The organism is Aeromonas sp. R1-1, assembly GCF_040908495.1.
Taxonomy (GTDB): domain Bacteria; phylum Pseudomonadota; class Gammaproteobacteria; order Enterobacterales; family Aeromonadaceae; genus Aeromonas; species Aeromonas veronii.
Genome location: NZ_JBFODV010000088.1, coordinates 1 through 24,009 on the forward strand (window position 1 = coordinate 1; position 24,009 = coordinate 24,009).

Consider the following 24,009-nt stretch of genomic DNA (forward strand, 5'->3'; position numbering starts at 1 on the left):
CGATCGGCTTCTCCGGTACCAGGTCTTCACCACGGAAGATACGCATGGCTTTCGGCGCCAGGGCGAACCAGGTTTTGGCATGGAACAGGCACGCCGCCAGAGCGACGACATGGAACAGGATAGCGATCGGGCTTTGCAGGGATTCCAGCCAGCCGTTGAACGCTTCCTGACCCTGAACCAGGCGCATCAGGCCCCACATCAGCACAACGGCGTAGATGGAGACGAAGATACTGGTGCCTTCACGGATCATGTAACCGGTGTAGAAGGCGTTCTTCAGCCACCAGTCTTTCTTCATTTCGCGGACGTAAGGTTTACGTTTGCTATCAGTGTTGTTCATGGTCTCAATCCTGCTCTCAATCTGGCTTGAACATGGCGATCATGTAGTCCTTGGCGCTTTCGACCTTGCCAAGCTGGATGGCCGCTGCCGGATCGACGCCCTTCGGGCACACTTCGGAGCAGTAGCCCACGAAGGTACAACCCCAGACGCCTTCGTCCTGGCTGATGATGCGCATACGCTCTTTGGCACCGGCATCACGGTTATCGACGTTGTAGCGATAGGCCAGAGCTAGTGCCGCCGGACCGGTGAACTTCTTGTTGATGCCGTACTGCGGGCAAGCCGCGTAGCAGAGACCACAGTTGATGCACTGGGAGAACTGCTTGTACTGCGCCATCTGGGCCGGAGTCTGGATGTACTCGCCATCACACAGGCTGCGCGGCTCGCTCGGGATGATGTACGGCTTGATGCTCTCCAGCTTCTCGATGAAGTCGGACATGTCGACCACCAGATCGCGCTCGATCGGGAAGTTGTTGAGCGGCTCGACGGTCATCTTGCCCGGCAGGTAGTCGCGCAGGAACGCCTTGCAACCCAGCTTGGGCACACCGTTGACCATCATGCCGCAGGAGCCGCAGATCGCCATCCGGCAGGACCAGCGGAAGCTCAGGGTAGAGTCCAGGTGATCCTTGATGTACTGCAGGGCGTCCAGCAGAGACATCTCTCTCTGGTAGGGCACTTGGAAGGTTTGCATCCAGGGCTCGTTATCCTGTTCCGGACGGTAGCGCAGGATCTCAATTTCAATCATCTCAGCCATTCTTCTTAGCCTCGTCTTGTTTCTCACCCTCGGAGCCGTACACGCGTTTTGCCGGCTGGGACTTAGTGATCTTCACATCGGAGTAATCGATGGAGGGCGTTTCGCCATTTTGGTAGAACGAGAGCGTGTGCTTGAGGAAGTTCACGTCATCGCGCTCTTCGTAACCATCCAGACGCTGGTGGGAACCGCGGGACTCTTTACGATTGATGGCGGAGTGCGCCATGGCTTCAGCCACGTCCAGCATGTAACCCAGTTCGATGGCGTACAGCAGATCGGTGTTGAAGACAGAGGACTTGTCGTTGATCTTGACCTTCTTGTAACGGGCTTTCAGCTCGTTGATCTTGTCGATGGTGCCCTGCATCAGCTCTTCGGTACGGTAGATACCGACGCCGGCTTCCATGGACATGCCCAGCTCGTTGCGGATATCAGCCGGGTTTTCGGTACCGTCTACGTCCATCAGGGAGAGGTGCTGCTTGATGAGCGCCTCGGCCTTGGCGGCCAGGGCTTCGGTGTTGCCATGCTTCTGAGTCTTGGCAAATTCACCTGCCTGCTCACCGGCCAGCTTGCCGAATACCACGATCTCGGACAGGGAGTTGGAACCCAGACGGTTGGCACCGTGCAGACCGACGGAGGCACATTCGCCCGCGGCGTAGAGGCCGGGCAGACGGGTGGCACACTTGTTGTCAGTCTCGATACCACCCATGGTGTAGTGGGCAGTCGGACGTACCGGGATAGGCTCTTTGGCCGGATCCACGTTGACGTAGGCTTTGGCCAGTTCGCAGATGAACGGCAGACGCTCTTTCAGGTACTTCTCGCCAAGGTGACGCAGGTCGAGGTGAACCACATCGCCCATCGGGCCCTGAATGACGCGACCTTTCTGCTGCTCTTGCCAGAATGCCTGGGAAACACGGTCGCGCGGACCCAGCTCCATGTATTTGCTCTTCGGCTGGCCGATCGGGGTTTCCGGGCCCAAGCCGTAGTCTTGCAGGTAGCGGTAGCCATCCTTGTTCAGCAGGACGCCACCCTCACCACGACAACCTTCGGTCATCAGGATGCCGGTGCCCGGCAGACCGGTCGGGTGATACTGGACGAATTCCATATCACGCAGCGGTACGCCGTGACGGTAGGCGAGTGCCATGCCGTCGCCGGTGACGATGCCACCGTTGGTGTTGTAGCGATAGACACGGCCAGCACCGCCGGTTGCCACGATCACGGATTTGGCCTGGATGAAGCGGGTGATACCGTTCTGGATGTCGAAGGTCAGTACGCCCTGGACACGGCCGTCGTCCACGATCAGATCAAGGCAGAAATGCTCGTCGAAGCGCTTGATGCTCGGGTATTTGACGGAGGTCTGGAACAGGGTGTGCAGAATATGGAAACCGGACTTGTCTGCGGCGAACCAGGTACGCGGAACCTTCATGCCACCAAACGGACGCACGTTGGCTTTACCATCCGGCTTGCGGCTCCAGGGGCAACCCCAGTGCTCCAGCTGGATCATCTCTTTGGTCGCGTTGTTGACGAAGTATTCCACTACGTCCTGCTCGCACAGCCAGTCACCACCGGAGACGGTGTCGTTGAAGTGGTTTTCGAGGGAGTCGTCATCACGGACGACACCGGCGGCGCCGCCTTCGGCAGCAACCGTGTGGCTGCGCATCGGGTAAACCTTGGAAATCAGGGCGATGTCCAGGTCTGGCTGTGATTCGGCTATAGCGATAGCGGCGCGTAAGCCGGTACCGCCAGCACCGATGATGGCCACATCGGTCTTGATAATATCCACATCTGCCTCCTTAGGGATAGATTTGCTGGGCACGATTTTGCTCTATGAAAAAAATTCAGGCTTGATGCAAGTCAAACTGCTAGGTTTTATTCCCTTTTTATTGGTTATTTTTCTATAAAACACCCAAATCCCTGGATGAAAATGTCGTTATTATCGTCATTTTTTGGTGTTACTGAGCAGCTGAACACCTAGCTACGAGTACTTTAACTTCTGGATTGTACGTAGTTTTCTTTCAATAAAATGCGAATCACCTCTCTTTTTAGGTACTCGCGAAAAAAATTTTAAGTTTTTTATTGTAATTTTTTAATGAGAATTATTGGCATTTATCTATTCGGATAGAAATAGGTAATCCGAAATGCTGCGGTGACCACGGCGGTGATCTGATGATTCCAGATGAATTACAAGGATTTCAAGGCGGGGTATTTGGCGGGTAATGTGAGATTACTCACTGAAAATTAAGCGCTATTTAGAAAAATAAAAGGGGCCTGTACGGCCCCTTTTGCTCATGCTCAAATACGGAACATGCCGACCTGATTACTCAGTTCACCCGAAATATTTTTAAGTTGTTCAGAGAGATGGCGTGAGCTGTCTGCATCCACTGCCAGTTCGTCCGAGACATCTTTCACCGCCTGAATGTTGCGGCTTACCTCGTCGGTGACGGCCCGCTGCTCTTCAGCCGCGCTGGAGATCTGGGTTGCCATGTCGGAGATCTGGTTGATCGAGGTGGTGATCTGCTCCAGCGCATGGGTGGCGTTGTTGGCGTCATCCACGCTGTTCTGGGCCAGCAGCTGGCCTTCGTGCATGGTGCTGACCGCCCCCTGGGTATTGCGTTGCAGGGTTTCGATCATATTGCGGATCTCGACGGTGGAGCTGTGGGTACGCTGTGACAGGACGCGCACCTCGTCGGCTACCACCGCAAAACCGCGGCCCTGTTCACCGGCACGTGCTGCTTCGATGGCGGCGTTGAGTGCCAGCAGGTTGGTCTGCTCGGCGATGCCCTGAATGGTGGAGAGGATGGTGTTGATCTCCTGAGCGTTTTTCTCCAGTTCCTGAATGATGTTGGAGGCCTGTTCCACCTGGGTGGCCAGATCGGTGATGGAGCGCTGGTTGCGGGCGATCACCTGTTTGCCATGCTCGCAGCTGCTGGAGGAGCTGCGGGCCGCTTCGGCGGTCTGCTCGGCGTTGCTGGCAACCTCGACTGCGGTGGCCGACATCTCGTGTACCGCAGTGGCGATCTGGGAGATCTCGTTTTGCTGGCGTGCCAGCCCCTGATTGGCCTTCTCCGCCATGCTGTGGGAGGACTTGGCCTGTTGGTTGAGTTGGCCGGAGGAGTTGGAGATATCCTGCACCATCACATGGATCCGCTCGATGAAGGTGTTGACGTGTTTGGCAACCGCACCCACCTCATCCTCACGTTCAATCTTGATGCGGCGGGTCAGATCGCCGTTGCCACGGGAGAGATCGGCAATCGCTTCGCCCAGGGTTTTCAGAGGGGCCAGCGAGCTGTTGATGGCGACATAGGAGAAGCCTGCCACGATCAGTATGGTGATAAGCCCCTGAATGAGGGAGGAGGTAACCATGCGGCGTACCGACTGGTAGGCGATCTCTTCATCCACCATCATGCCGTAATACCAGTTGGTATTGGGAATGGCATTAAAGTCGTAGACCTCTTTCTTGCCGCTGATCACCAGCTCGTTGATCATGCCGTCATGGGCGACCTGATTGATGTAGGCGGCAGTCAGTTCCGGTGCCAGAGCGGTGGCCGATTTCAGGCTCAGGGAGGCATCGGGGTGCGCGATGATGGTGCCATTGCTGTCCACCAGCATGGCGTAGGTGCCCTCGGTGGTGACCGCCAGAATGTCCGAGATCAGTGAGCTGATGGAGACGTCACCGGCGATGACCCCCTGGGTATTGCCGCGCTGGAACGGCTCGGCAATGGTGACAATCAGCTGGCCGGTGGAGATATCGGCATAAGGGGAGGTGATGGTCATCTTGCCAGCAGCCATTGCGTCTTTGTACCAGGGGCGTTGACGGGGGTCATAACCGGCGGGCAAGTCGGTCGGTTTGCTCTGGATCATTTTGCCGTCAGCGGTACCGGCATAGACCAGGTCGAAGCCACCGGCATTCATGGACTGGGCCAGATGACTGATGGGCTCATCTTCTTTGGCGAATGCTTCCTTGGTGGTGCTGACCATGCTGATCCGTGCGTCGACCCAGCGGGAGATCCCCTTGACGTTGGCCATGGAGCTTTCGTCGATGATATTCCAGACCAGTCGCTGGGTCTCGCTGCGCAGTTGCGAGGTGTTGTACCAGACCTGCAGGCCGGTGATCACCAGAATGATGACCCCGATAGCCAGAACAAGCTTGTTTTTAATGGATAAGTTCATAGTTACATCCTTGATGAGCGTCAGTCTGAAGTGTGTGGCATCTGATTATTGTTATAGCCTTGTTACTATCGGCCGTAGTCGAACTTTTTTTACCCCGGTCAACAAATTAAAGTTAGTGCCTAAATGGGGGCTTATCCATACGCGTATCGTCTCATCATGGTGAGATAAAGCGATCCGGCCGATTGGTGAAGATTCCATCGACCCCCATGCTAGAGAGCGTTTCATAATCTTCTGGATAATCAACGGTATAAACCAGAACTTTGAGCCCCCGGCGATGTGCATCATCGACCAGCGCGGCGTCGATGAAATCAACATCGCAATTGATGGACCAGGCTCCCAGCTTGTCGGCAAACTGCGCCAGGTTGAGCGGCAGGTTGGCGGTCAGGGCACCGAGCCGGATATCGGGCCGCGAGGCGGCAAATCGGGCCAGCTCCGGGTGATGGAAGGAGGAGACCACCCACTGGCCGGGAGTAAAGCCCAGCTCGGCCTCTGCCCGTCGGGTCAGGGCTGCCACCGCATCGGCGGTATGGGCGCCCTTGAGCTCGATATGCAGCTCGCAGCGTCCAGCGATGATCTCCATCACCTGCCACAGGGTCGGGATCACCTCTCCCTCACCGGCATCGAGCTGCTCCAGATAGGAGCGGGATTGCTCGGTCAGCACCCCCTTGCCATTGGTGCAGCGCTCCAGCCGCCGGTCGTGGAAGACCCACAACTCGCCATCGGCCGCCTGCACGTCGATCTCGATGGCTGATGCTCCCAGCTCCAGCGCTTTGGCCATCGCCTTTAGGGTGTTCTCCGGTGCCAGACCGCTGGCGCCACGATGGGCAATAATCTGCATGTTCTGCTCCTTTTACCTCGCGGATCAGCCGCGGCTCAAGTGAATGTCGATCTGTTGATGGGGTAGGGTAAGTCCCTGCTGCTGCATCTTCTCCAGTACCAGCGAGTGAACCTCGTGAGTGATGGGCATCCGGTGATCCATGTTGTTGACGTAGAGGCGGATCTCGTAGATCAGTGCCGAGTCGGTGAATTCGATCAGGAAGACCTCTGGCGTCGGCGTCTCCAATACCAGGGTCGATGCCTGGATGGACTCCTCCAGAATGCGCTGCACCAGTTTCGGATCCCGGGTCAGGCCAATCCGGATCCGCAGTTTGACCCGGGTGATGGCATCGGAGAGCGACCAGTTGATGAACTGTTCGGTGATGAAGGCCTTGTTGGGCACTATGATCTCCTTGCGATCCCAATCCACTATGGTGGTTGCCCGGGTCTTGATCTTGGTGACGGTGCCGGTGAGATCGCGGATGGTGACGGTGTCACCGAGCCGGATCGGCTTCTCAAACAGGATGATGAGGCCGGAGACAAAGTTGGCGAAGATCTCCTGCAGGCCGAAACCCAGCCCCACCGAGAGGGCGGCGACCAGCCACTGGGTCTTCGACCAGTCGATGCCGAGCATGGAGAAGCCGGTGAGGGCACCGATCAGGATCACCAGATACTTGCTGGTGGTCGTGAGGGCAAAGCCGGTACCCGGGGAGAGGCTGAGGTGTTGCAGCAGGGTCAGCTCCATCAGCCCCGGCAGGTTGCGGGCTGTCACCACGGTCAGGATGAAGACGAAGGCGGTCAGCATCAGATCCTGCAAGGTGATGGCTGAGAGCTGCTCGATGCCGCCAATCTTGCTGCTCACCTGCCACACCTCGATATTGCTGAGGAAGCTGAAGGCTGAGTTGAGATCCGACCATTGCACCACCACCAGCATGGTGAAGCCCAGCATCAGCAGGGTGCGCACCAGCCCCAGCGACTGTGCGCTGATGGTATCGAGATCCAGCTCAGTCTCTTCCACCACGTCCGGGGTTTCGGAGCTGAGCTCGTCATGCCCCTCTTCCCGGCCGCGCTGGGCCAGGATCTCGGCCCGCTTGCTCTTGGCACGCTCGAAGGCGAGGCGGCGGCGCTGGATCAGCATCCAGCGTCTGGCCAGATAGTAGACCAGCAGGCAACCCAGCCCCATCAGCAGGCTAAGCTCCAGCTGGCGCAGCAGGGTGCGCGAGGTATAGAAGTAGCCAAACAGGGCGCCGATCACCGCCAGCAGCGGCGCCAGCATCAGGCTGTTCCAGATGAAGTGGTGCAGCAGATGGGGCTTGGTCATATCGGTCTGGCCCCAGGTGAGCGGCAATCGCTCCCGGTTGAGACGGGCAAAGAAGAGCAGCAGCCAGAGTGCACCGATCATGAAGGCCATCCGGCCGAGGGAGTCGTAGAAGGCGTGCTCCTGATAGCTGTTGGCCATCCCCTGCACAAAGAAACTCGGGATCAGTACCAGCAGCAGGGTGCGAAACTGCCCCCACACCTTTTGCACCTGTTCCCGGGGCCAGCGGAAGTGGTGGATCAAAATCCCCCGCTCCAGTGTCAGATGGCGGGCCATCACCAGCGCCAGCAGCAGAAACCAGATCTCGCCAAGACCGCGCGCCACCGCCACCGCAAACGGGTATTGCCAGGCCCCTTCGAGCAGGCCGCGCACCATCAGCACCATTGCGGGCAAGGGGAGGGCGGCAAGCAGGGAGCGCAGCAGCAAGCGGCTGGTTAGGCTGAATTTGTCCTGGGTCACCTTGCCGATCCGCGGCGCAATATGGTCGCAATAGAGGCTCAGATGACGGGCCAGCTTGAACCAGCTCCAGGCCAGCACCAGCAGCCCAATACCGGCCAGCGTGAGGCTCAGCGGGCTGTTCTCGGCGATGGCGTAGGGCAGTTGCAACCAGTTATCCGGGTTGAAGGCCAGGGTCAGCGCGGCAGGAATGCCGAGTATGACCTGCGGGGTAAAGGGGCGCACATCGGGCATCCAGAACAGGTGGCTGGCGCTTATTTCGCGGATCTCGTCGATCTTGCTGTTCTGGCGGCTGTAGAGCAGTTTGAGGCGGGTCTGCTCCTGAATGAGGGTGTCGGAGGCGTCGTTGAGCCGGGTCAGCAGTTGGCGCCGGGCCTTGAGCAGGTTGTCGAGCACAGCTTGCTGTGGCCGATCCAGCGTCACCTCCTCTTCGGCCATCAGCTTGTCGCGCAGCTGGCGGGTATCCTTGAGCCCATCCTGCTCGCTCTCGTACTGGTACTTGGCCATGCGGGCGCTGACGATGGCGGACTCCAGCTTGTCGAGGGGGAACTGGGGGGGCAGATCGGAGAGTTTGCTGCGCAGGTTCTCGCCGTAGGCATTACTGATCTGCAGCCACTCCAGCTGTTCGCGTACCGAGTTGACCAGCTCATTCAGCTCAAACAGATTCTTGTCGACGCTGCGCTGCTCGTCCTGCACCCGCTCAATCTGATCTTCCAGTGTGCCGAGCTGGATGGAGAGCGCCTGATTCTGCTGTTGCTGCTCCAACAGCAGCGGCATGTCGGTGGTGAGCTGTTTGCGCAGCCGTTCGCTCTCCTCCAGCGCCTGCTCGGTCTTCTCCCGCCGCAGCTGGTTCTGCTGGGTCAGCAGGCTGGCTTGCCACTCATCCTCGTCGGCGATGGCCAGATTGAGCTCCTGCAGTTTCAGCTTGCCGAGATCGTTGCGCTGCTGGGCCGAGAGCTGCTCCAGCTCCAGCATCTGGATCCGGTCGGAGAGGCTCTGCTCCTTCATTCTGGTCAGCAGCAGTTGTGCCTCCTGCTGGCGATCCGATTCGCTGCTGAAGCTCAGTCGCTCCAGCTGGCTGCGGGTCAGTTGCAGCTGTTTGCGCAGATCATCCACCCGCAGGTGATACTCCTGCCCGGTGCTCTCCAGCTGGTTGAGGCTGTCCATTACCCCCTGCCGCTCCTTGCGCAGGTTGAGCTGGCGGTTGCTGCTAAGGCCAATGGCCTGGCGCAGCGCCTCCTCCTTGAGGCTCGCCAGCGGCGGGCGAGCGGCGGGCTGATAGTTGTGCAGGCTCTCCTTGAGCCGTGCCGACTCCTTGGGGTAATCGATAAGGATCTGCTGATAGGCTTTGCTCTGTTCACGGTAGCGCTCGGCCTCTCTGGCAAATTGCAGTGCCTGCTGGTAGCTCTCCCGCAGCTTCTGGTTTTCCGGGGTATCGCTCTTGGGCACGCTCTGCAACAGGGATTCGGCCTGGGCAATGGCATCGTCGGCGCGCACGGTTGGCGGCAACAAGAGAAGGGAGAGCAGCAAGAGGGTGAGCAGGCGTTGCAACATGAGGCTCGTTTCCGTTCAGAAGAGGTGGCCCTAGCCTAAAACAGGGCAGGGAGGCGGGTAAAGCAGTCTATATTAATGATTCATAACACAAATAACAGGAAGTCGTGCTGCCGTTTCGCTATGATCCCGGCCGCTTTCTCTCCACCGAGTCGAATATGTCAGCTGTTGATCTGGGCACAGCCCCGCTATCTCGCCTTTTCTGGCGTTACGTAACCCCGACCGTGGCGGCCATGCTGATCACCGGCATCTATGTCACCATCGATGGCATCTTCGTTGGCCATGTGCTGGGTCAGGATGGCATGGCCGGTCTGATGCTGGCTTATCCCATCTGCGCCGTGCTTTATGCGGTGGGGGCGCTGATCGGCATGGGGGCCTCGTCGCTGGTCTCCTTCTATCTGGGGCAGGGCAACCCGGCCAAAGCCCGCCATATCGTCGGCAATGCCCTGGTGATAGTGTTGCTGGCCTCGGCACTGCTCAGTTTTATCGGGATCCGCTATGGCGAGCCCATGCTGGCCTGGATGGGGGCGGAGGGGGATATCTTCACCGCCGGGCTCTCCTACCTGCAGGCCTACGCCTGGCTGGGCGTCTTTGCGGTGCTGTCGATGGCGTTCAGCTCGCTGCTGCGCAACGATGGCCGCCCCGGATTTGTCACCCTCATCATGGTAGTCGGGGGGCTGCTCAACGTGCTGCTCGACTATCTGCTGATGGTGGTGTTTCCGTTCGGACTGGCCGGGGTGGCGACGGCCACTATGCTCTCCCAGGCAGTGACGGGCCTTGCCTGCCTGTGGCACTTCTTCACGCCGCGCAGCCGGCTGCGGATAAGCTGGGACACCTTGCGCCCCGATCTGCGGCTGATGGGCGAGACGGTGCGCCTCGGGGTCTCCAGTTTTCTGATGTACCTCTATCTCTCGGTAGTGCTGGCGCTGCACAACAAGGCGTTGCTGGCGGTCGGCACTTCGCTGCATGTGGCGGCCTACGGGGTGATCAGTTACACCGAGGCATTCTTCTATCTGGTGTTCGAGGGGATCGCCATGGGTATCCAACCCATCGCCAGCTTCAACGCGGGCGCCGGTCACTGGCGGCGGGTGTTGCGGATCCGCAATCTGGCACTCGAAGTGACGTTGGGGATCGCCCTGTGCGCCATGTTCCCGCTTTATCTATGGCCGGAGGCGGCGGTCTATCTGTTTGCCGGCGACAACGCAACCCTGCTGCCGGTGGCGAGCCTCGGGATCTGGCTCTACTTCTGGGGGCTGCCGATGGAGGGCTTGCTGCTGGTGGGGGCCACCTACTTCCAAGCCATCAATCGGGCCCGGATCGCCTCCCTGCTCACCGGTGGCAAGCTGGTGCTGATAGGCGGTTTCTTGTGGGGATTCTCGACCCTGTGGGGCGTGCCCGGGGTCTGGCTGGCATTGCCAACGTGCAGCTCATTGCTGGTGTTGGTGATGTGGCGGGCGATGCGTCGGGAGTCCGGCGCCCACGCGCTGGCCGGATAGGTAATCAGGTTCGACGTGCAGATAGCAGACAGGCAGCCATGGGCTGCCTGTTTTGTTAGAGGATGTTTTGTTAACGGGCTCTGCCGATTCAGGGCTTGAAGGCGCCGATAAAGATGGCGGGATCGACCCGGGTGTCGTTGAGGCTGACGTTCCAGTGCATATGGGGGCCGGTAGCGCGGCCGGTCGAACCGACTCGCCCGATGATGCCGCCACGCGGCAGGCTCTGGCCGAGCTTCACATCGATCTTTGACATGTGGCAGAACATGCTGATGAGCCCCTGACCGTGGTCGACAAAGACGGTATTGCCATTGAAGAAGTAGTTACCGATCAGGATCACCTTGCCGGCGGCGGGGGACTTGATCGGGGTGCCGGCGCCCACTGCGAAGTCGAGGCCGGAGTGGGGATTGCGCTCCTCGCCATTGAAGAAGCGACGCAGGCCAAACGGGCTGGAGAGGGGGCCGTTGACCGGCTTGTCGAACATCAGGTTGCTCGGCTGGTTGGGGCTGAAGGTCTGGTAAGCCCGGGTCTGCTCTGCCAGCTCTCGGTTGATGCGGGTCATATCCTCGGCGAGCGGATTGACCTGACGGCTGTTCTTGAGCTTGATGTGCTGCTCGCGGTAGTGCTTGGGGGTCACGGTGAAGCCGAGAGTACGGCCATCACCTGTGCTCAGTTGCTGGGCGCCGGGCGTGCTTTTCAGAGAGATGCCGACGATGGCGATCCACTGGTTGTCTTCACGCACCACCAGCACGGGTTTGTCGTGATAGCGGGCCGTGGGGGCAGTGGGTGACGCGCCAAGAGGGATCACCGCAACGCCACCCGGCACCGGATGGTTGAGCAGGCGACTGATAAAACCCTCGGCCAGGGCTGACTGGCTGGCCAGTAACAACAACAGACAACAAACAACTCTCATGACGATACACTCGATGTTAAAACGCCCGGGATGGCGGGATGACAACCCCCTGTCCGGCATTCGTAGATCACTAAAGGGTGACCACGACATGCTGGCCATGACAGACGCGGCTGGGGGAGGGAGCAGATTGTGCCTCGTTATGGTCGGGGCAGCCAGAGGCGAGGCGTGGCTGACGCCCCTTTTGTGCATAGCTGCGTCAGGTTTTATGTCGTGGTCGGGTTGCTTCGCCATTGAGTCGCCCCCGCCCTGGCTCTAGAATCTGCTTCCGGCACTGATGCCACCGACACTCCGAGGAGACGATATGAACGGATTACCCCCTTTGCGCACCACACCGGCCCGGTACACGACAGGTCGTGGCTGGCTCTGGGTTCGCAGCGGGTTCGATATCTTCAACAAGGGGATGGGGATCAGCGTAGCCATGGTGCTGGTCTGGTTTATGGTGGGCATGCTGCTGGAGCAACTGCCGGCGGGTGGCCTTATCTCCCAGCTGCTCTACATGGTATGGGGCGCGGGTTGGGTGGCGGTCGCCGCTCGGGGTTATCGGGGGGAGCCGCTGCAGTTTGCCGATCTCTTCGCCGGTTTTCGCTACAAGCTGACCCCGCTGATGCTAGGCGGTCTGCTGGTGTTGCTGCTGTTCAGCCTGGTTGGCCTCGTCTGTCTCGGTCTGCTCTCCATGTGGGGGCTGCTCCCGCTGTTGACGCAGGATCCCGAGAGCATGGTGGCCTCAGCCAGCCAGTTGCAACAACTGCTGCTGGTATTGCTGGTGGGGATGCTGCTCATCATTCCCGTGCTGATGGGGGTCACCTTTGCTCCGGCGCTGATCTACCACCACGATATCGGCATCATCCAGGCCGTACGCCTGAGCTTTGCTGGCTGCTGGCGCAATATGTGGCCCTTCTTCTGGTGGGGGCTGCTCTCAGCCATGTTGTTGCTGTTTGGCGCTGTGCTGTTGCTGGTAGGTCTGCTGGTGGTGATCCCGGCGCTCAACTACTCCATCTATGTGGCTTATCGGGATATTTTCCTCGACGAGAGTGCGCAGCCAGAAGCGCCGCACTCAGAACCATTCGGATTTGAAGCCTGATCAAGGGATCAGAGTGAAGAAGGGGCCCGCAGCGGCCCCTTCGTTATGTTTGGGTGTGCGGAGTGCTTACTCCTGCCAGATGGGATCCGCCGCCATGCGAGCCAGCAGAAAATCGAGGAAGCTGCGCAGCAGTGGCGACATCTGCTTGCGGGTGGCATATACCCCGTATACGCCGAGCCGCTTGGGCTGCCAGTCGGTCAGCAGGGGTACCAGTTCCCCGCGCTCCAGATAGGGTTGTGCCGAGTAGCGGGGTTGCAGGCTGATCCCGGCACCTTCCAGTGTTGCCTCCAGCAGCAGATTGGAGATATTGGCACTCAGGTTACCGCTGACCGGCACTGACTCGGGGCCATCCGGTCCATTGAACTCCCACAGGCTCTTGCCGAAGTAGGTGTAGGTGAGGCAGTTGTGCAGCGCCAAATCCTGCACCTTGTGTGGCATCGGATGACGGGCCAGATAGGCCGGGCTGGCACAGACTACCGAGTGGCAGGTGCCGAGACGACGCGCCACCAGATTGGGGTCGAGGTCGTTGGTGATGCGGACCGCCAGATCGATCCGCTCCTCTACCAGATTGACGGTTCTGTCGAGCAGCAGAATGTCGATGGCCGTCCCCGGGTATTGCGCCAGATAGTCGTTGGCAGCCCCGACCAGCAGCGCTTCTGACAGGGAGTAGCTGCTGGTGATCCGCAGTTGTCCCTTGGGGGCGTCATCGCCCTTCACGGCGATCTGCTCCATCTCTTCGCCGAGCGCCAGCATGGCGCGGGCCCGGTTCAGCGCCTCCTCTCCCGGCCCGGTCAGGCTCAGACGACGGGTGGTGCGGTGCAGCAGGCGGGCGCCCATCCAGCTCTCCAGCTCGGCCAGATAGCGTGACACCATGGCGCGCGACATATCCAGTTTCTCTCCGGCGCCGCTCAGGCTCCCTTGTTCGACTACGCTGACAAAGACCCGCAATGCGTTCAGTCGATCCATGTATGGCTCTCTATATGTTCGATATGTGCAACAGTGATGCGCTTTTTATGCTGTATTTGCACCTTATTAGATCCAATACACTGTGTCCATCAAATGAACCCCCGAATACTTAATGAGGAATAGATGATGAACAACACCCTGATCCGCAACCTGACTCTGGCGACCACCCTGCTGAGTGGCGCCGCACTGGCCGCCCCCCTGAGCGTGACCGTCTACAACCCTGGCGAGAAGGCGATCTTCCCGGTCTCCTCCTCACTGGTGACCGGTGACAAAGAGGCCATCCTGATCGATGCCCAGTTTGACGTGCAGAATGGCCAGGCGCTGGTCGACATGATCAAGAAGAGTGGCAAGAAGCTGACCACTGTCTATATCAGTGCCGGTGACCCCGACTTCTACTTCGGTCTGGAGCCGGTCATGGCTGCGTTCCCGGATGTCAAAGTGCTGGCCGATCAGCATGTGGTTGACCACATCAACCAGACCAAGGATGCCAAGCTGAGCTACTGGAGCCCGATCCTCGGCAAGGGCGCACCGAAGAGCTTGACCGTGCCGCAAGTGATGACCGCCAGCCACCTGACGCTGGATGGCGAGAAGATTGAAATCAAAGAGATGAATACCCCGAATGCCTACCTCTGGGCCCCTTCCATCAAGACTGCTTTTGGTGGTGTGCCGGTCTACCACGGAGTGCATGTCTGGATGGCCGACAGCCAGACCAAGGCGGCCCGCAGCAACTGGGTCAAGGCGCTGGATAACCTGCTGGCCCTGAAACCCGAGCGTGTGGTACCGGGCCACTTCCTGGGCACTGCTCCCAAAGGCACTGCTGCTGTGAGCTTTACCCGCGATTATGTAGAGCGTTTCGAACAGGAGCTGGCCAAGGCGAAAAACTCTGGTGAGCTGATAGAGGCTCTGAAGAAGGCCTATCCGGCACTGCCGGTTGACGATGGTCTGGCCATCGGTGCCAAGGTCAATACCGGCGAGATGAAGTGGTAAGCCACTGAGCCTGCTTTCCCTGTGTTTTTTTACCGGGCCTAAGGGCCCGGTTTTTTATCCGAGATTGAAGTGAGAATGAAGATGAGCGAACAACAAACCACCCTCCATTATGTCTATGACCCGCTCTGTGGCTGGTGCTACGGTGCCGCCCCCCTGTTGCAGGCGGCAGCCACCATTGCCGGACTCAAGATCGAGCTGCATGCGGGCGGCCTCTGGATGGGTAGCCGCCGTCAGCCGATGGGCGAGGCATTGCGTGATTATGTGCGCCCCCATGATCAGCGGATCGAAGCGCTGACCGGCCAGCATTTTGGCGAACGCTACTTTAACGAACTGCTGCTGCGGGAAGGCTGTCTGCTGGACTCCGAGCCGCCGATCCGTGCGGTTTTGGCCGTCACGGCGTTGGGGGGCGATGGGCTGGTCATGTTGCACCGGATCCAGCAATCCCACTATCGGGACGGGATCTGGATTGGTGAACCTGCGTTTCTCGCCACGCTGGCGGCAGAGCAGGGGATTGCAGCCGAGGCATTCCAGCAATCATATCTGCAGGCCCCCTTGCTGCAACATCTGGCAGATAGCCAGGGCTGGATGAAACGGCTGGGCGGTCAGGGTTATCCCACCCTTGGGTTGATGCACAACGGTAAGGTGAGTGCTGTTCGAGTGGCTGACTTTTTGGGCGATCCTGCCGGGTTGCGTCAGCATCTTCTTGAGTTGATGGAATAGTTATTAGAATGTGAACGGACAAGGTCTCTTTAGAATTGGAATGAACGGGCCGATATTCCTGTATGCAGAAGCGATATGAAAGCCTTCGACTTTCTGCTTGCAGACTATGCTCTATGTGACCATTCCCGGCGGATGTTGCGGGAGTGCAGACTCATTTCAAGGAAGCCCCCATATGTTCAAAAACATGTCTATCGGCCAGAAACTGAGTGCCGGATTCGCCATCCTGGCACTGCTGGTACTGGGCTTGGCCTGGTTCTCCATCAGTCAGTTGGCAAAGCTCTATGGTGATACCGAAACCATCACTGACAACCTGCTCCCGTCAACCCGCTATGCCAGCCAGATGCATGTTGCCATTCTGGATGCGCGCCGCTCAGAGCTGGCCCAGGTCATTGGTGGTTTGAACAAGGATGATCAAGAGGTAAGCGATCGCACTCTGACCTTCAATAAGGCCAAGCAGGAGTTTGAACAGGCCGCCCAAAAATACGGTGCTTTACCTTTCGCTACTGGCGAAGAGAAACAGGTTTATGAGCAGGTGGTTGCGGCGGGGGCCAAGTATTTTGCGGTGCATGACCAATTGTTGAGCGCCTTTGCTGCTGGCGATCTGGAGCGAGTCAGAAGTCTGCGCAAAAACGAAACCCGGGTCGCTCTGGAGGAGGTGGGAGCAAAATCCTTCCGCTTGCGGGAAATCAATAACGAGATTGCGGCCCAGATGACAAAAGATGTGGAGGCGCTCTACAGCAGTGCCAGAACCATGAGCGTCATCGTCAGTCTGGTGACGCTGGGTTTTGTGGTGGCAATTGCTTGGCTGCTGACTGGTCAGATCCGCAACCCCGTGATGGCGTTACTGGAACAGACCCGTCGTGTCTCCTCTGGTGATCTCACCTCCCGTATCGATATGCAGCAGTTCAACAATGATGAACTGGGAACCCTTGCCAAAGGGTTTGGTGAGATGCAGACCAATCTGCGCACCCTAGTGAGTGAAGTATCGGGCTCTGTGGTTCAACTGAGTTCCGCTGCGGAGGAGATCAGCTCTGTTGCCAGCCAGTCAGCCAATAACATGAATGCTCAGCAACATGAGCTGAACCAGCTGGCGACGGCGATGAACGAGATGCAGGCTACGGTGCAGGAGGTCTCTCGCAACACCAGCGATGCGGCCAGTGCCGCCACCTCGGCCAGCGAAACGGCAGAGATTGGTGCGCAAACGGTGAATGACTCCATTCTGCGCATCGAGCGGGTCGCCGGTGCTATCGAGAGCACTGCGGTGGTGATCCGCCAACTGGGCGATGACAGCCGCAATATCGGCATGGTGCTGGAGGTGATCCGCGGCATTGCTGAACAGACCAACCTGCTGGCATTGAACGCCGCCATTGAAGCGGCCCGTGCCGGTGAGCAGGGACGGGGGTTTGCTGTGGTGGCGGATGAGGTGCGTACTTTGGCCAAGCGCACTCAGGACTCCACCTCCCAGATCAACACCATTATTGCCGAGTTACAGCAGCGTGCCGAACAGGCCGGCAGTACCATGCAACAGAGTCAGGAGCTGATGAATACCACGGTCGCTACCGCGCGGGAAGCGGGCGAGTCCATCTCCCAGATCAGTGGCTCAGTCAGCAGCATCTCTCACATGAACATCCAGATTGCAACGGCCACTGAAGAACAGGGAGCAGTGAGCGAGGAGCTCAACCGTAACGTGGTCAATATCAGCCATGCTTCCGAAGAGGTGGCCGCCGGTGCCACCCAGATGGCTCAGGCGTGCAACGAGTTGAACCATTTGGCTACCCAGTTGCAGGATATGGTGCGCCGTTTCAGGGTGTAATCCCTCGGCGAGTCAAACAGCCCGATTACCGCAAGGTGATCGGGCTTTTCTGTTTTGGAGGGGCAGCCAGAGAGGTTCACCGCGAGCGGATGACTTGTCCCGCCGGACGATATTGTGCATGCTGATGGCCCATTTTCCAGGCAGGACTCTTGCTGTATGAATCTTCGCGATCTCGAATATCTGGTGGCGCTGGATGAGGAAAAACATTTTCGCAAAGCCGCTGAACGCTGCTTTGTCAGTCAACCCACCCTGAGCGGCCAGCTGCGCAAGCTGGAGGATGAACTCGGGGTCATTCTGATCGAACGTACCTCGCGCAAGGTGCTGTTTACGCCTGCTGGCGATGCCATGGCCCATCAGGCGCGTCGGGTGCTCAAGGAGGTGCGCGAGCTCAAGAGCATCGGCCAGCACTTCTCCGAACCGATGTCCGGGGAGATCCATATCGGTTTTATTCCGACCGTGGGCCCCTACCTGTTGCCCCGCATTATCCAGACCCTGCGTGAGCGTTTTCCCCAGCTGGAGTTTTACCTCTATGAGGAGCAGACCCAAACCCTGCTCAAACGGCTGGAAGAGGGGGAGCTGGATTGCGTCATTCTGGCCGAGATGCCTGGGATGGAGGGGTTTGGTTCAATCCAGCTCTATCATGAGCCGATGTGGTTGGCGGTGCCTTGCCATCACCCCGAAGCACAGGCCAAACAGGTGCCGCTTGGTAATCTCAAGGGCAAGAAATTGCTGATGCTGGCCGATGGCCACTGTTTGCGGGATCAGGCGATGGGATTTTGTTTCGCCGGCGGGATAGGTGAGGATCAACGCTTTAAGGGGACCAGTCTCGAGACGCTGCGTAACATGGTGGCCGCCGGTAGTGGCATGACTTTGGTGCCAAAGTTGGCCGTACCTGCCGATCATGATGAGGGCGGGGTGAGCTATCGACCTGTGGTTGACCCTGTGCCGGGGCGTACCATCTCGCTGCTCTATCGCCACTACTCGGTGCGTCGCCCCTGCTTCAACGAGCTGGCGGCCTCGATCGCCACGCTGATGACCAAGCAGTTGGTCCAATAAAAAAACCGGCAGCCAAGGCTGCCGGTTTTGCTTCTGCCGCGAGAGCAGCTTAGAAGATATCGTCGGTTGAGACAGGCCTTTCTACATCGGGGTTGTCACCGCCGTAGACCTGATTGCCATCCGAGCTCGGTGCTGCGTAGCGGGTCGGCTCAGTACCTTCCTTGAAGTATTCGTCGGTTCCGCCACTGGTTGCCAGCAGGCCGGTTTCGCTATCAATCTTCACCGTCATGATCCCTTCGGGAACCGGCATCTTGTGCTCCGGCAGCTTTTTGAGGGCGACTTTCATGAAGTCGATCCAGATAGGCTGCGCGGCGCCACCGCCAAATTCGGCACGGCCAAGACCACGCTGGTGGTTGTCAAAACCGATCCAGGAGGTGGCAACGATGTCCGGGGTGTAGCCGGAGAACCAGGCATCCCGCGATTCGTTGGTGGTACCGGTTTTACCGGAGATGTCGTGACGTTTCAGGTCGCGGGCTGCACGCCAGCCGGTACCACGCCAGCCGTTGCCCCCCCAGATGGCTGTGCTCAGGGTGTCGGTGATCAGGAATGCGCTCTGGGCACTGATGGTATGCGGGGCGATGGTTGGCGCGAGAGGGGTCTGCGTGCCATCTTGTGCGGCTCCATCAACAGTTGTCTGCGGCAGTGTGCTCTGCTCGGGCGCGGCCTGCTGTTCGCAGGTGGTGCAAGCAATAGCAGGATTGGCCTGATAGAGGGTGTTCTCCAGACTGTCGGTCACTTTGTCGATGAAGTATGGGGTCACCAGGAAGCCACCGTTGGCCAGTACCGAGTAACCACGCACCACTTCGAGAGGGGTGAATTCGGCAGCGCCCAGTGCCAGCGACTCATGGGGAGAGATGAAGTCGCGGGGGAAGCCAAAGCGGGTCAGACCGTCGATATAGGTATCCAGACCGATGGCGCGCATCAGTCGAACCGACATCACGTTCTTGGACTTGGCCAGACCCAGACGCAGCGGGGTGGGGCCATCATAAACGGCCGGGGAGTTCTTGGGCTGCCACATGGGCCCTTTTGACGGATCCCACTGGTTGATCGGCGCATCGTTGATGAGCGACGCCAGGGTATAACCATGCTCCAGCGCGGTCGCATAGAGGAAAGGCTTGATATTGGAACCGATCTGGCGACGCGCCTGATCGACCCGGTTGAATTTGGAGAGTTCGAAGCTGAAGCCACCGACCAGTGCTTCCAGTGCCCCATTTTTCGGGTTCATGGCAACCAGCGCGGCGTTGACGTCCGGGATTTGGGCCAGCAGCAACTCTTCGCCCTCTTCCCGCACCCAGATCTGGGCGCCGACTTTCAGCACATCGCGCGCCGATTTCGGGGCATAGCTCTGACGGTCGTCGGTAATAAAGGAGCGAGCCCATTTGATGCCATTCCAGCCGAGCTCTGCTTCCTTGCCATTTTTCAGTACCAGCGTGGCGCTGCGATCACCGAGCTTGGTCACGACCGCCGCCATCAGCGGATCATAAGTGGGCTGCTTGCCAAGGTGAGCGACGATCTGCTCGTAATCCCAGGCTGTCTCGCCAGCCTTCCACAACTGAGCCGTCGGGCCGCGATAGCCGTGGCGCATATCATAGGCAAAAACGCCATCCAGCAGCGCCTGTCTGGCTGCCCGCTGACGCTCGGCAGAGACGGTAGTGTAGACGTGCAGGCCCATGGTATAAGCATCTTCACCGAACTGCTCGACCATCTTCTGGCGCACCATCTCACCGAGATAGGGGGCGTGCAGGGTCACTTCGGCGCCGTGAAAACGGGCCTTGATCGGCATTTTGGACGCTTCGTCAAACTGGGCCTGGGTGATCTTGCCCGTTTCCAGCATCCGGCCCAGCACCACGTTGCGGCGCGCAAAGGCGCGCTCGGGGGAGCGAATGGGGTTGAGCATGGAGGGGGCTTTCGGCAGACCGGCAATAATGGCGATCTCGTCCAGTCCCAGATCCTTGACCTCTTTACCAAAGTAAACCTGTGCCGCAGCACCGATCCCGAAGGAGCGATAACCGAGGGGGATCTTGTTGAGGTAGAGTTCGAGGATCTCATCTTTTGAGAGATTCTGCTCGATCCGCCAGGCCAGGAAGACCTCCTTGATCTTGCGGATGATGGTCTTCTCATTGCTCAGGAAGAAGTTGCGGGCAACCTGCTGGGTGATGGTACTGGCACCCTGACGGGCATGGCCGGAGACAGCCCAGACGGATGCGGCTCGAATGATACCAATCGGGTCAATGCCCGGGTGCTCATAAAAACGTGCATCTTCGGTCGCCAGTACGGCATCGATCATGGGTTGCGGAATTTCGTCCAGACGCAGCGGAATGCGACGAATTTCGCCATATTGGGCGATCAACTCCCCATCCCGGCTGTAAACCCGCATCGGGGTTGCCAGCTTGACGTCACGCAGTGCGGTGACATCGGGCAGTTGGGGTTTGATATAGAAGTAGATACCGATGAGGCTGGCAACACCCAGCACAGCACCCAGCATCATGACAATAAACAGGCGAACGAGCCATTTCAGCATGGAAGAACTACCAATCGTCTTAAAATTAGCCAACGGGCGCAGAGTATAGCCCTTTTGCCATCGGGAATTCGAGGTTTTCCTGTGGCGAGCCACCCACCTCAAAAGGATGCGAGAGGTTAGCACTACGGGGAGCAATAACCAAGGAGGGCCACTTGCCATGAAGAAAGCGAGATGGGCCACTTTTCGGCATAAACTTTATGACATTGATAGTTAGAGCATTTAGGATGAGTGAAGCACTCCTCTGATCGGGTGTCCTACACTCTGTTCAGGAATAAAACCAAATAACGCATGGATGTGTATATGTTTGGGCTTTTTAACAAGGGATCCCTCCTTCCTCTGGTGGGTATTGATTTTGGCAGCCAGACCATCAAGGCCGTTACCCTCAGTGGCCGACCCGGCAAGCTTCATCTCGAATCTGTAGCCGATATTGCCACCCCGAAAGGGACGCTTGTTGACTATCAATTGCAGGATATCGAGCGCGTCAGCCAAACTCTCAAGACCCTCAAGCGTCTTATTCCAACTCACAGCGACTATGCCGCCACTGCGGTGACCGGCTCCAACGTGATAACCAAGGTGATCCAGATTGATGCCCGCCTCAGCGACAAGGAGCTGGAGAGTCAGGTGCAGCTGGAGGCCGAGCAGATCATTCCCTTCCCCCTCGATGAAGTGAGTCTCGATTTTGAGGTGCTGAGCACCAACAACAGTGAAGATCGTCAGGATGTGCTGCTGAGCGCAGCCCGTACCGAGAGTGTCAACGGCCGGGTCAGCGCCCTTGCCGAAGCCGGTATTGCCGTCAAGGTGGTGGATGTGGGCGCCCACGCGCTGGGCCGTGCCGTGGTGGCCTGTCTGCCCGAATTGCAGGAGAGTGAACGGCCAATCGGAGTGATCGACATTGGTGCCAGTGCCATGACCTTTGCGGCGCTGGTCAAGGGGGAGGTGATCTACTCCCGCTTGCAAAACTTCGGCGGCGATCAGTACAGCCAGGCGCTCTCCTCCTTTTATGGCATGACGCTGGATGAGGCTGAGCAGGCTAAAACCAAAGGTACCTTGCCTGTTGACCATGAGCTGGATGTGCTGATGCCCCACATCAACTCGCTGTTGCAGCAAGTGCGGCGCAATATCCAGCTGTTTTGCAGTTCATCCGGTTATCGCGACATCGCAAAACTGGTGCTGACGGGGGGAGGCAGTCTGCTACCCGGTTTGTTGGTGCAGGTAAAAGAAGAGGTCAATTGCGAGGTGTTGCACCCGGATCTGTTCGCTCTGTTTGGCAAACCGAAAGGGGAGGCCGAGCTGGTACATGGTGCTAAATATATGACGGCATTCGGGTTGGCTCTGAGGAGTTTCACACCATGTCAAATATAAACCTTCTACCCTGGCGTGAAGCCCGGGCCCAGCGCCAAAAGAAACAGTTCGGGGCCTTGCTGGGGATTTTTGTGCTGGCCACGGTCGCGTTGGGATTTTTTGCCAACTGGCTGGTTGATCGCCAGATCGTCGCCCAGCAGCAGCGCAACCAGCGGCTGGTTCAGGAGATGACTATTCTGGATGCCCAGCTGGGGGAGATCCGTCTGCTCAAAGAGCGTCGCAAGGAACTGATCGATCGGATGCAGCTCATCGAGCAGTTGCAGATGCGCCGCAATGTGCCCGTCCGCCTCTTCAATCAGCTGCCTTCATTGGTGCCCAACGGGGTTTACCTCAACACCCTCTCGATGCAGAACAATATTATTGATGTAAATGGCAAGACCGAAGCCTATGGTCGGGTGGCCAGCATGATGCGGCGGATTGATGGTTCCGGCTGGCTGGGTCAGGCAAAGATAAGCACTATTTTTGCGGCTGATGTTGCGCCAGTGTCATTGAGCCAGTTTTCCATGATGTTCCTGATCGCCAACAATGCTGCGGCTGCAGGGAATGTGGCCAAGGAGCAACAATGAACCTTCAGCAACTCAACGAGTTGGATATCAATGACATAGCAAGCTGGCCAAAATGGGCAAAAGGGGTCTTCATCTTTTTCTGCTGCGTGTTGAGCGGTGGAGCCATCTACTACTACGTGATTGCCAACTCACTGACCAGTTTGACTCAGGAAGCGGGGAAAGAGACCGAACTGAAAGCCCAGTTTGAAAGCAAGGCGATGCTGGCTGCCAACCTGGGGGCATACAAGGCACAAATGGTCCAGCTTGAGCAACTGGTTGATACCCAACTCAAGCAGTTGCCCAATACCCATGAGGTCGCCGGTCTGCTGGACGATATCAGCTTTATTGCTACCGACAATGGCTTGAAATTGAACCGGATCAACTGGGAACCCGAGGTCAAGCACGAGTTTTCGACAGAGCTACCGATGCGTATCGAAGTCGTGGGCACTTACCATGAAATTGGCAAGTTCACCGCTGACATGGCCGCTTTGCCCCGTATCGTCATCCTTGACTCCTTCACTCTGGGTCAGAGCAAGGATGAAGGGGAGCTGATTTCGATGTCGATGTTGGCAAAGACCTACAAGTACAACGGTAAAACAGTGGAGCCGAAACAATGAGACGCATCTGCTGGTTGTTACCTGCCCTCTTGCTGGCGGCGTGTGGTGGCCAGGAGGACATGGATAGCTATGTCGCCCAGACCAAAGCAAGGCCGCCCATACCTATCGAGCCCTTGCCCGAGCTGAAGCCTTTTGCCCCCATGCACTACCAGCAACGCGAGTTGCGCAGCCCCTTCATGGTTCCCCAGCCTGAGGCGACGGTCGGAAGCACAAGCACTGCCAAGGCCCAGCCGGATTGTGCTCAGACCCTGATGGATCGTGAGAAAGAGGTGCTGGAAAATTATTCGCTGGCCAGTCTGTCGATGCATGGTTCTTTGGGTAAGGCGGGGCAGTTGTGGGCCTTGATCAGCACCCCGGATGGCAAATCGATGCGGGTCGGGCTCAACCAGTATATGGGGCTTGATCAGGGCCGGGTCATCAAGATCACTGACACTGCCGTGGATTTGCTGGAAACCATTCCGGACGGGAAGGGGTGCTGGGTAACAAGAGAAACCCAGTTGGCGATGGCCAATGTGCAAGAAAAACAATAATCAGGGACAAAC

General features: G+C 58.2%; 19 protein-coding genes. 10 read left to right on the top strand and 9 right to left on the bottom strand.

Features of this window, described 5'->3' with window-relative positions; translation table 11 throughout:
• The 6 genes from AB5Y92_RS05245 to mscM form a co-directional block, all read right to left on the bottom strand.
• The coding region (locus tag AB5Y92_RS05245; protein ID WP_368225847.1) for a fumarate reductase subunit C at positions 1–337 on the bottom strand (337 nt) is incomplete at its 3' end.
• Positions 338–353: 16 nt separating this feature from the next.
• Complete coding sequence (locus tag AB5Y92_RS05250; RefSeq protein WP_005335057.1) at positions 354–1,088, bottom strand: succinate dehydrogenase/fumarate reductase iron-sulfur subunit; 735 nt, start codon at positions 1,086–1,088, stop codon at positions 354–356.
• On the bottom strand, positions 1,081–2,865 hold the full coding sequence (frdA, locus tag AB5Y92_RS05255; RefSeq protein ID WP_005362288.1) for a fumarate reductase (quinol) flavoprotein subunit: 1,785 nt from the start codon (positions 2,863–2,865) through the stop codon (positions 1,081–1,083). The genes AB5Y92_RS05250 and frdA overlap by 8 nt, the downstream gene beginning before the upstream one ends.
• Positions 2,866–3,374: 509 nt before the next feature.
• Entirely contained in the window at positions 3,375–5,252 is a 1,878-nt protein-coding gene (locus AB5Y92_RS05260; protein ID WP_040066871.1) for a methyl-accepting chemotaxis protein, read from the bottom strand.
• Between the two features lie 154 nt (positions 5,253–5,406).
• Complete coding sequence (locus tag AB5Y92_RS05265) at positions 5,407–6,090, bottom strand: glycerophosphodiester phosphodiesterase (protein WP_203118624.1); 684 nt, start codon at positions 6,088–6,090, stop codon at positions 5,407–5,409.
• A 24-nt stretch (positions 6,091–6,114) separates the two neighbouring features.
• Positions 6,115–9,396, bottom strand: a complete 3,282-nt coding sequence (mscM, locus tag AB5Y92_RS05270) for a miniconductance mechanosensitive channel MscM (RefSeq protein WP_368225848.1) — start codon at positions 9,394–9,396, stop codon at positions 6,115–6,117.
• Between the two features lie 155 nt (positions 9,397–9,551).
• On the opposite strand from mscM, the gene AB5Y92_RS05275 reads away from it, so the two are divergent.
• On the top strand, positions 9,552–10,889 hold the full coding sequence (locus tag AB5Y92_RS05275; RefSeq protein ID WP_368225867.1) for an MATE family efflux transporter: 1,338 nt from the start codon (positions 9,552–9,554) through the stop codon (positions 10,887–10,889).
• Positions 10,890–10,977: 88 nt separating this feature from the next.
• Here AB5Y92_RS05275 and AB5Y92_RS05280 read toward each other — a convergent pair whose 3' ends face one another.
• Positions 10,978–11,799 (bottom strand): peptidoglycan DD-metalloendopeptidase family protein, encoded by an 822-nt coding sequence (locus AB5Y92_RS05280; protein WP_368225850.1) that lies wholly within the window; start codon positions 11,797–11,799, stop codon positions 10,978–10,980.
• 301 nt (positions 11,800–12,100) lie between these two features.
• Between AB5Y92_RS05280 and AB5Y92_RS05285 the strand changes: the two genes are divergently transcribed.
• Complete coding sequence (locus AB5Y92_RS05285) at positions 12,101–12,880, top strand: BPSS1780 family membrane protein (protein ID WP_368225852.1); 780 nt, start codon at positions 12,101–12,103, stop codon at positions 12,878–12,880.
• 66 nt (positions 12,881–12,946) lie between these two features.
• Here the strand turns inward: AB5Y92_RS05285 and AB5Y92_RS05290 are convergent, their stop codons facing one another.
• Entirely contained in the window at positions 12,947–13,846 is a 900-nt protein-coding gene (locus tag AB5Y92_RS05290; protein ID WP_368225854.1) for a LysR family transcriptional regulator, read from the bottom strand.
• Positions 13,847–13,972: 126 nt separating this feature from the next.
• Between AB5Y92_RS05290 and AB5Y92_RS05295 the strand changes: the two genes are divergently transcribed.
• The 4 genes from AB5Y92_RS05295 to oxyR all read left to right on the top strand — a co-directional run bounded on the left by AB5Y92_RS05295 (position 13,973) and on the right by oxyR (position 18,422).
• Entirely contained in the window at positions 13,973–14,833 is an 861-nt protein-coding gene (locus AB5Y92_RS05295; RefSeq protein WP_058055949.1) for a Vmh family MBL fold metallo-hydrolase, read from the top strand.
• Positions 14,834–14,908: 75 nt separating this feature from the next.
• On the top strand, positions 14,909–15,553 hold the full coding sequence (locus AB5Y92_RS05300; protein ID WP_279496745.1) for a DsbA family protein: 645 nt from the start codon (positions 14,909–14,911) through the stop codon (positions 15,551–15,553).
• Positions 15,554–15,725: 172 nt separating this feature from the next.
• A complete protein-coding gene (locus AB5Y92_RS05305; protein ID WP_158112943.1) occupies positions 15,726–17,366 on the top strand; it encodes a methyl-accepting chemotaxis protein in 1,641 nt (546 codons plus the stop codon).
• 156 nt (positions 17,367–17,522) lie between these two features.
• Positions 17,523–18,422, top strand: a complete 900-nt coding sequence (gene oxyR, locus AB5Y92_RS05310) for a DNA-binding transcriptional regulator OxyR (RefSeq protein WP_368225855.1) — start codon at positions 17,523–17,525, stop codon at positions 18,420–18,422.
• A 49-nt stretch (positions 18,423–18,471) separates the two neighbouring features.
• Here oxyR and AB5Y92_RS05315 read toward each other — a convergent pair whose 3' ends face one another.
• The gene (locus AB5Y92_RS05315; protein WP_368225857.1) at positions 18,472–20,943 is read right to left on the bottom strand and encodes a penicillin-binding protein 1A; all 2,472 of its coding nucleotides are present in this window, start codon (positions 20,941–20,943) and stop codon (positions 18,472–18,474) included.
• Between the two features lie 300 nt (positions 20,944–21,243).
• Between AB5Y92_RS05315 and tapM the strand changes: the two genes are divergently transcribed.
• From tapM to AB5Y92_RS05335, 4 genes are read left to right on the top strand one after another with little or no spacing between them, the layout of a single operon-like run.
• A complete protein-coding gene (gene tapM, locus AB5Y92_RS05320; RefSeq protein ID WP_368225859.1) occupies positions 21,244–22,305 on the top strand; it encodes a PilM family type IVa pilus assembly protein TapM in 1,062 nt (353 codons plus the stop codon).
• Positions 22,293–22,871 (top strand): PilN family type IV pilus biogenesis protein TapN, encoded by a 579-nt coding sequence (gene tapN / locus AB5Y92_RS05325; RefSeq protein ID WP_005353997.1) that lies wholly within the window; start codon positions 22,293–22,295, stop codon positions 22,869–22,871. Before tapM ends, tapN begins: the two co-directional genes overlap by 13 nt.
• Positions 22,868–23,467, top strand: coding sequence for a PilO family type IV pilus biogenesis protein TapO (gene tapO / locus AB5Y92_RS05330; RefSeq protein WP_368225861.1), 600 nt, complete (start codon positions 22,868–22,870; stop codon positions 23,465–23,467). Before tapN ends, tapO begins: the two co-directional genes overlap by 4 nt.
• Complete coding sequence (locus tag AB5Y92_RS05335; RefSeq protein WP_005335020.1) at positions 23,464–23,997, top strand: pilus assembly protein PilP; 534 nt, start codon at positions 23,464–23,466, stop codon at positions 23,995–23,997. Before tapO ends, AB5Y92_RS05335 begins: the two co-directional genes overlap by 4 nt.
• Positions 23,998–24,009 lie beyond the last annotated feature (12 nt).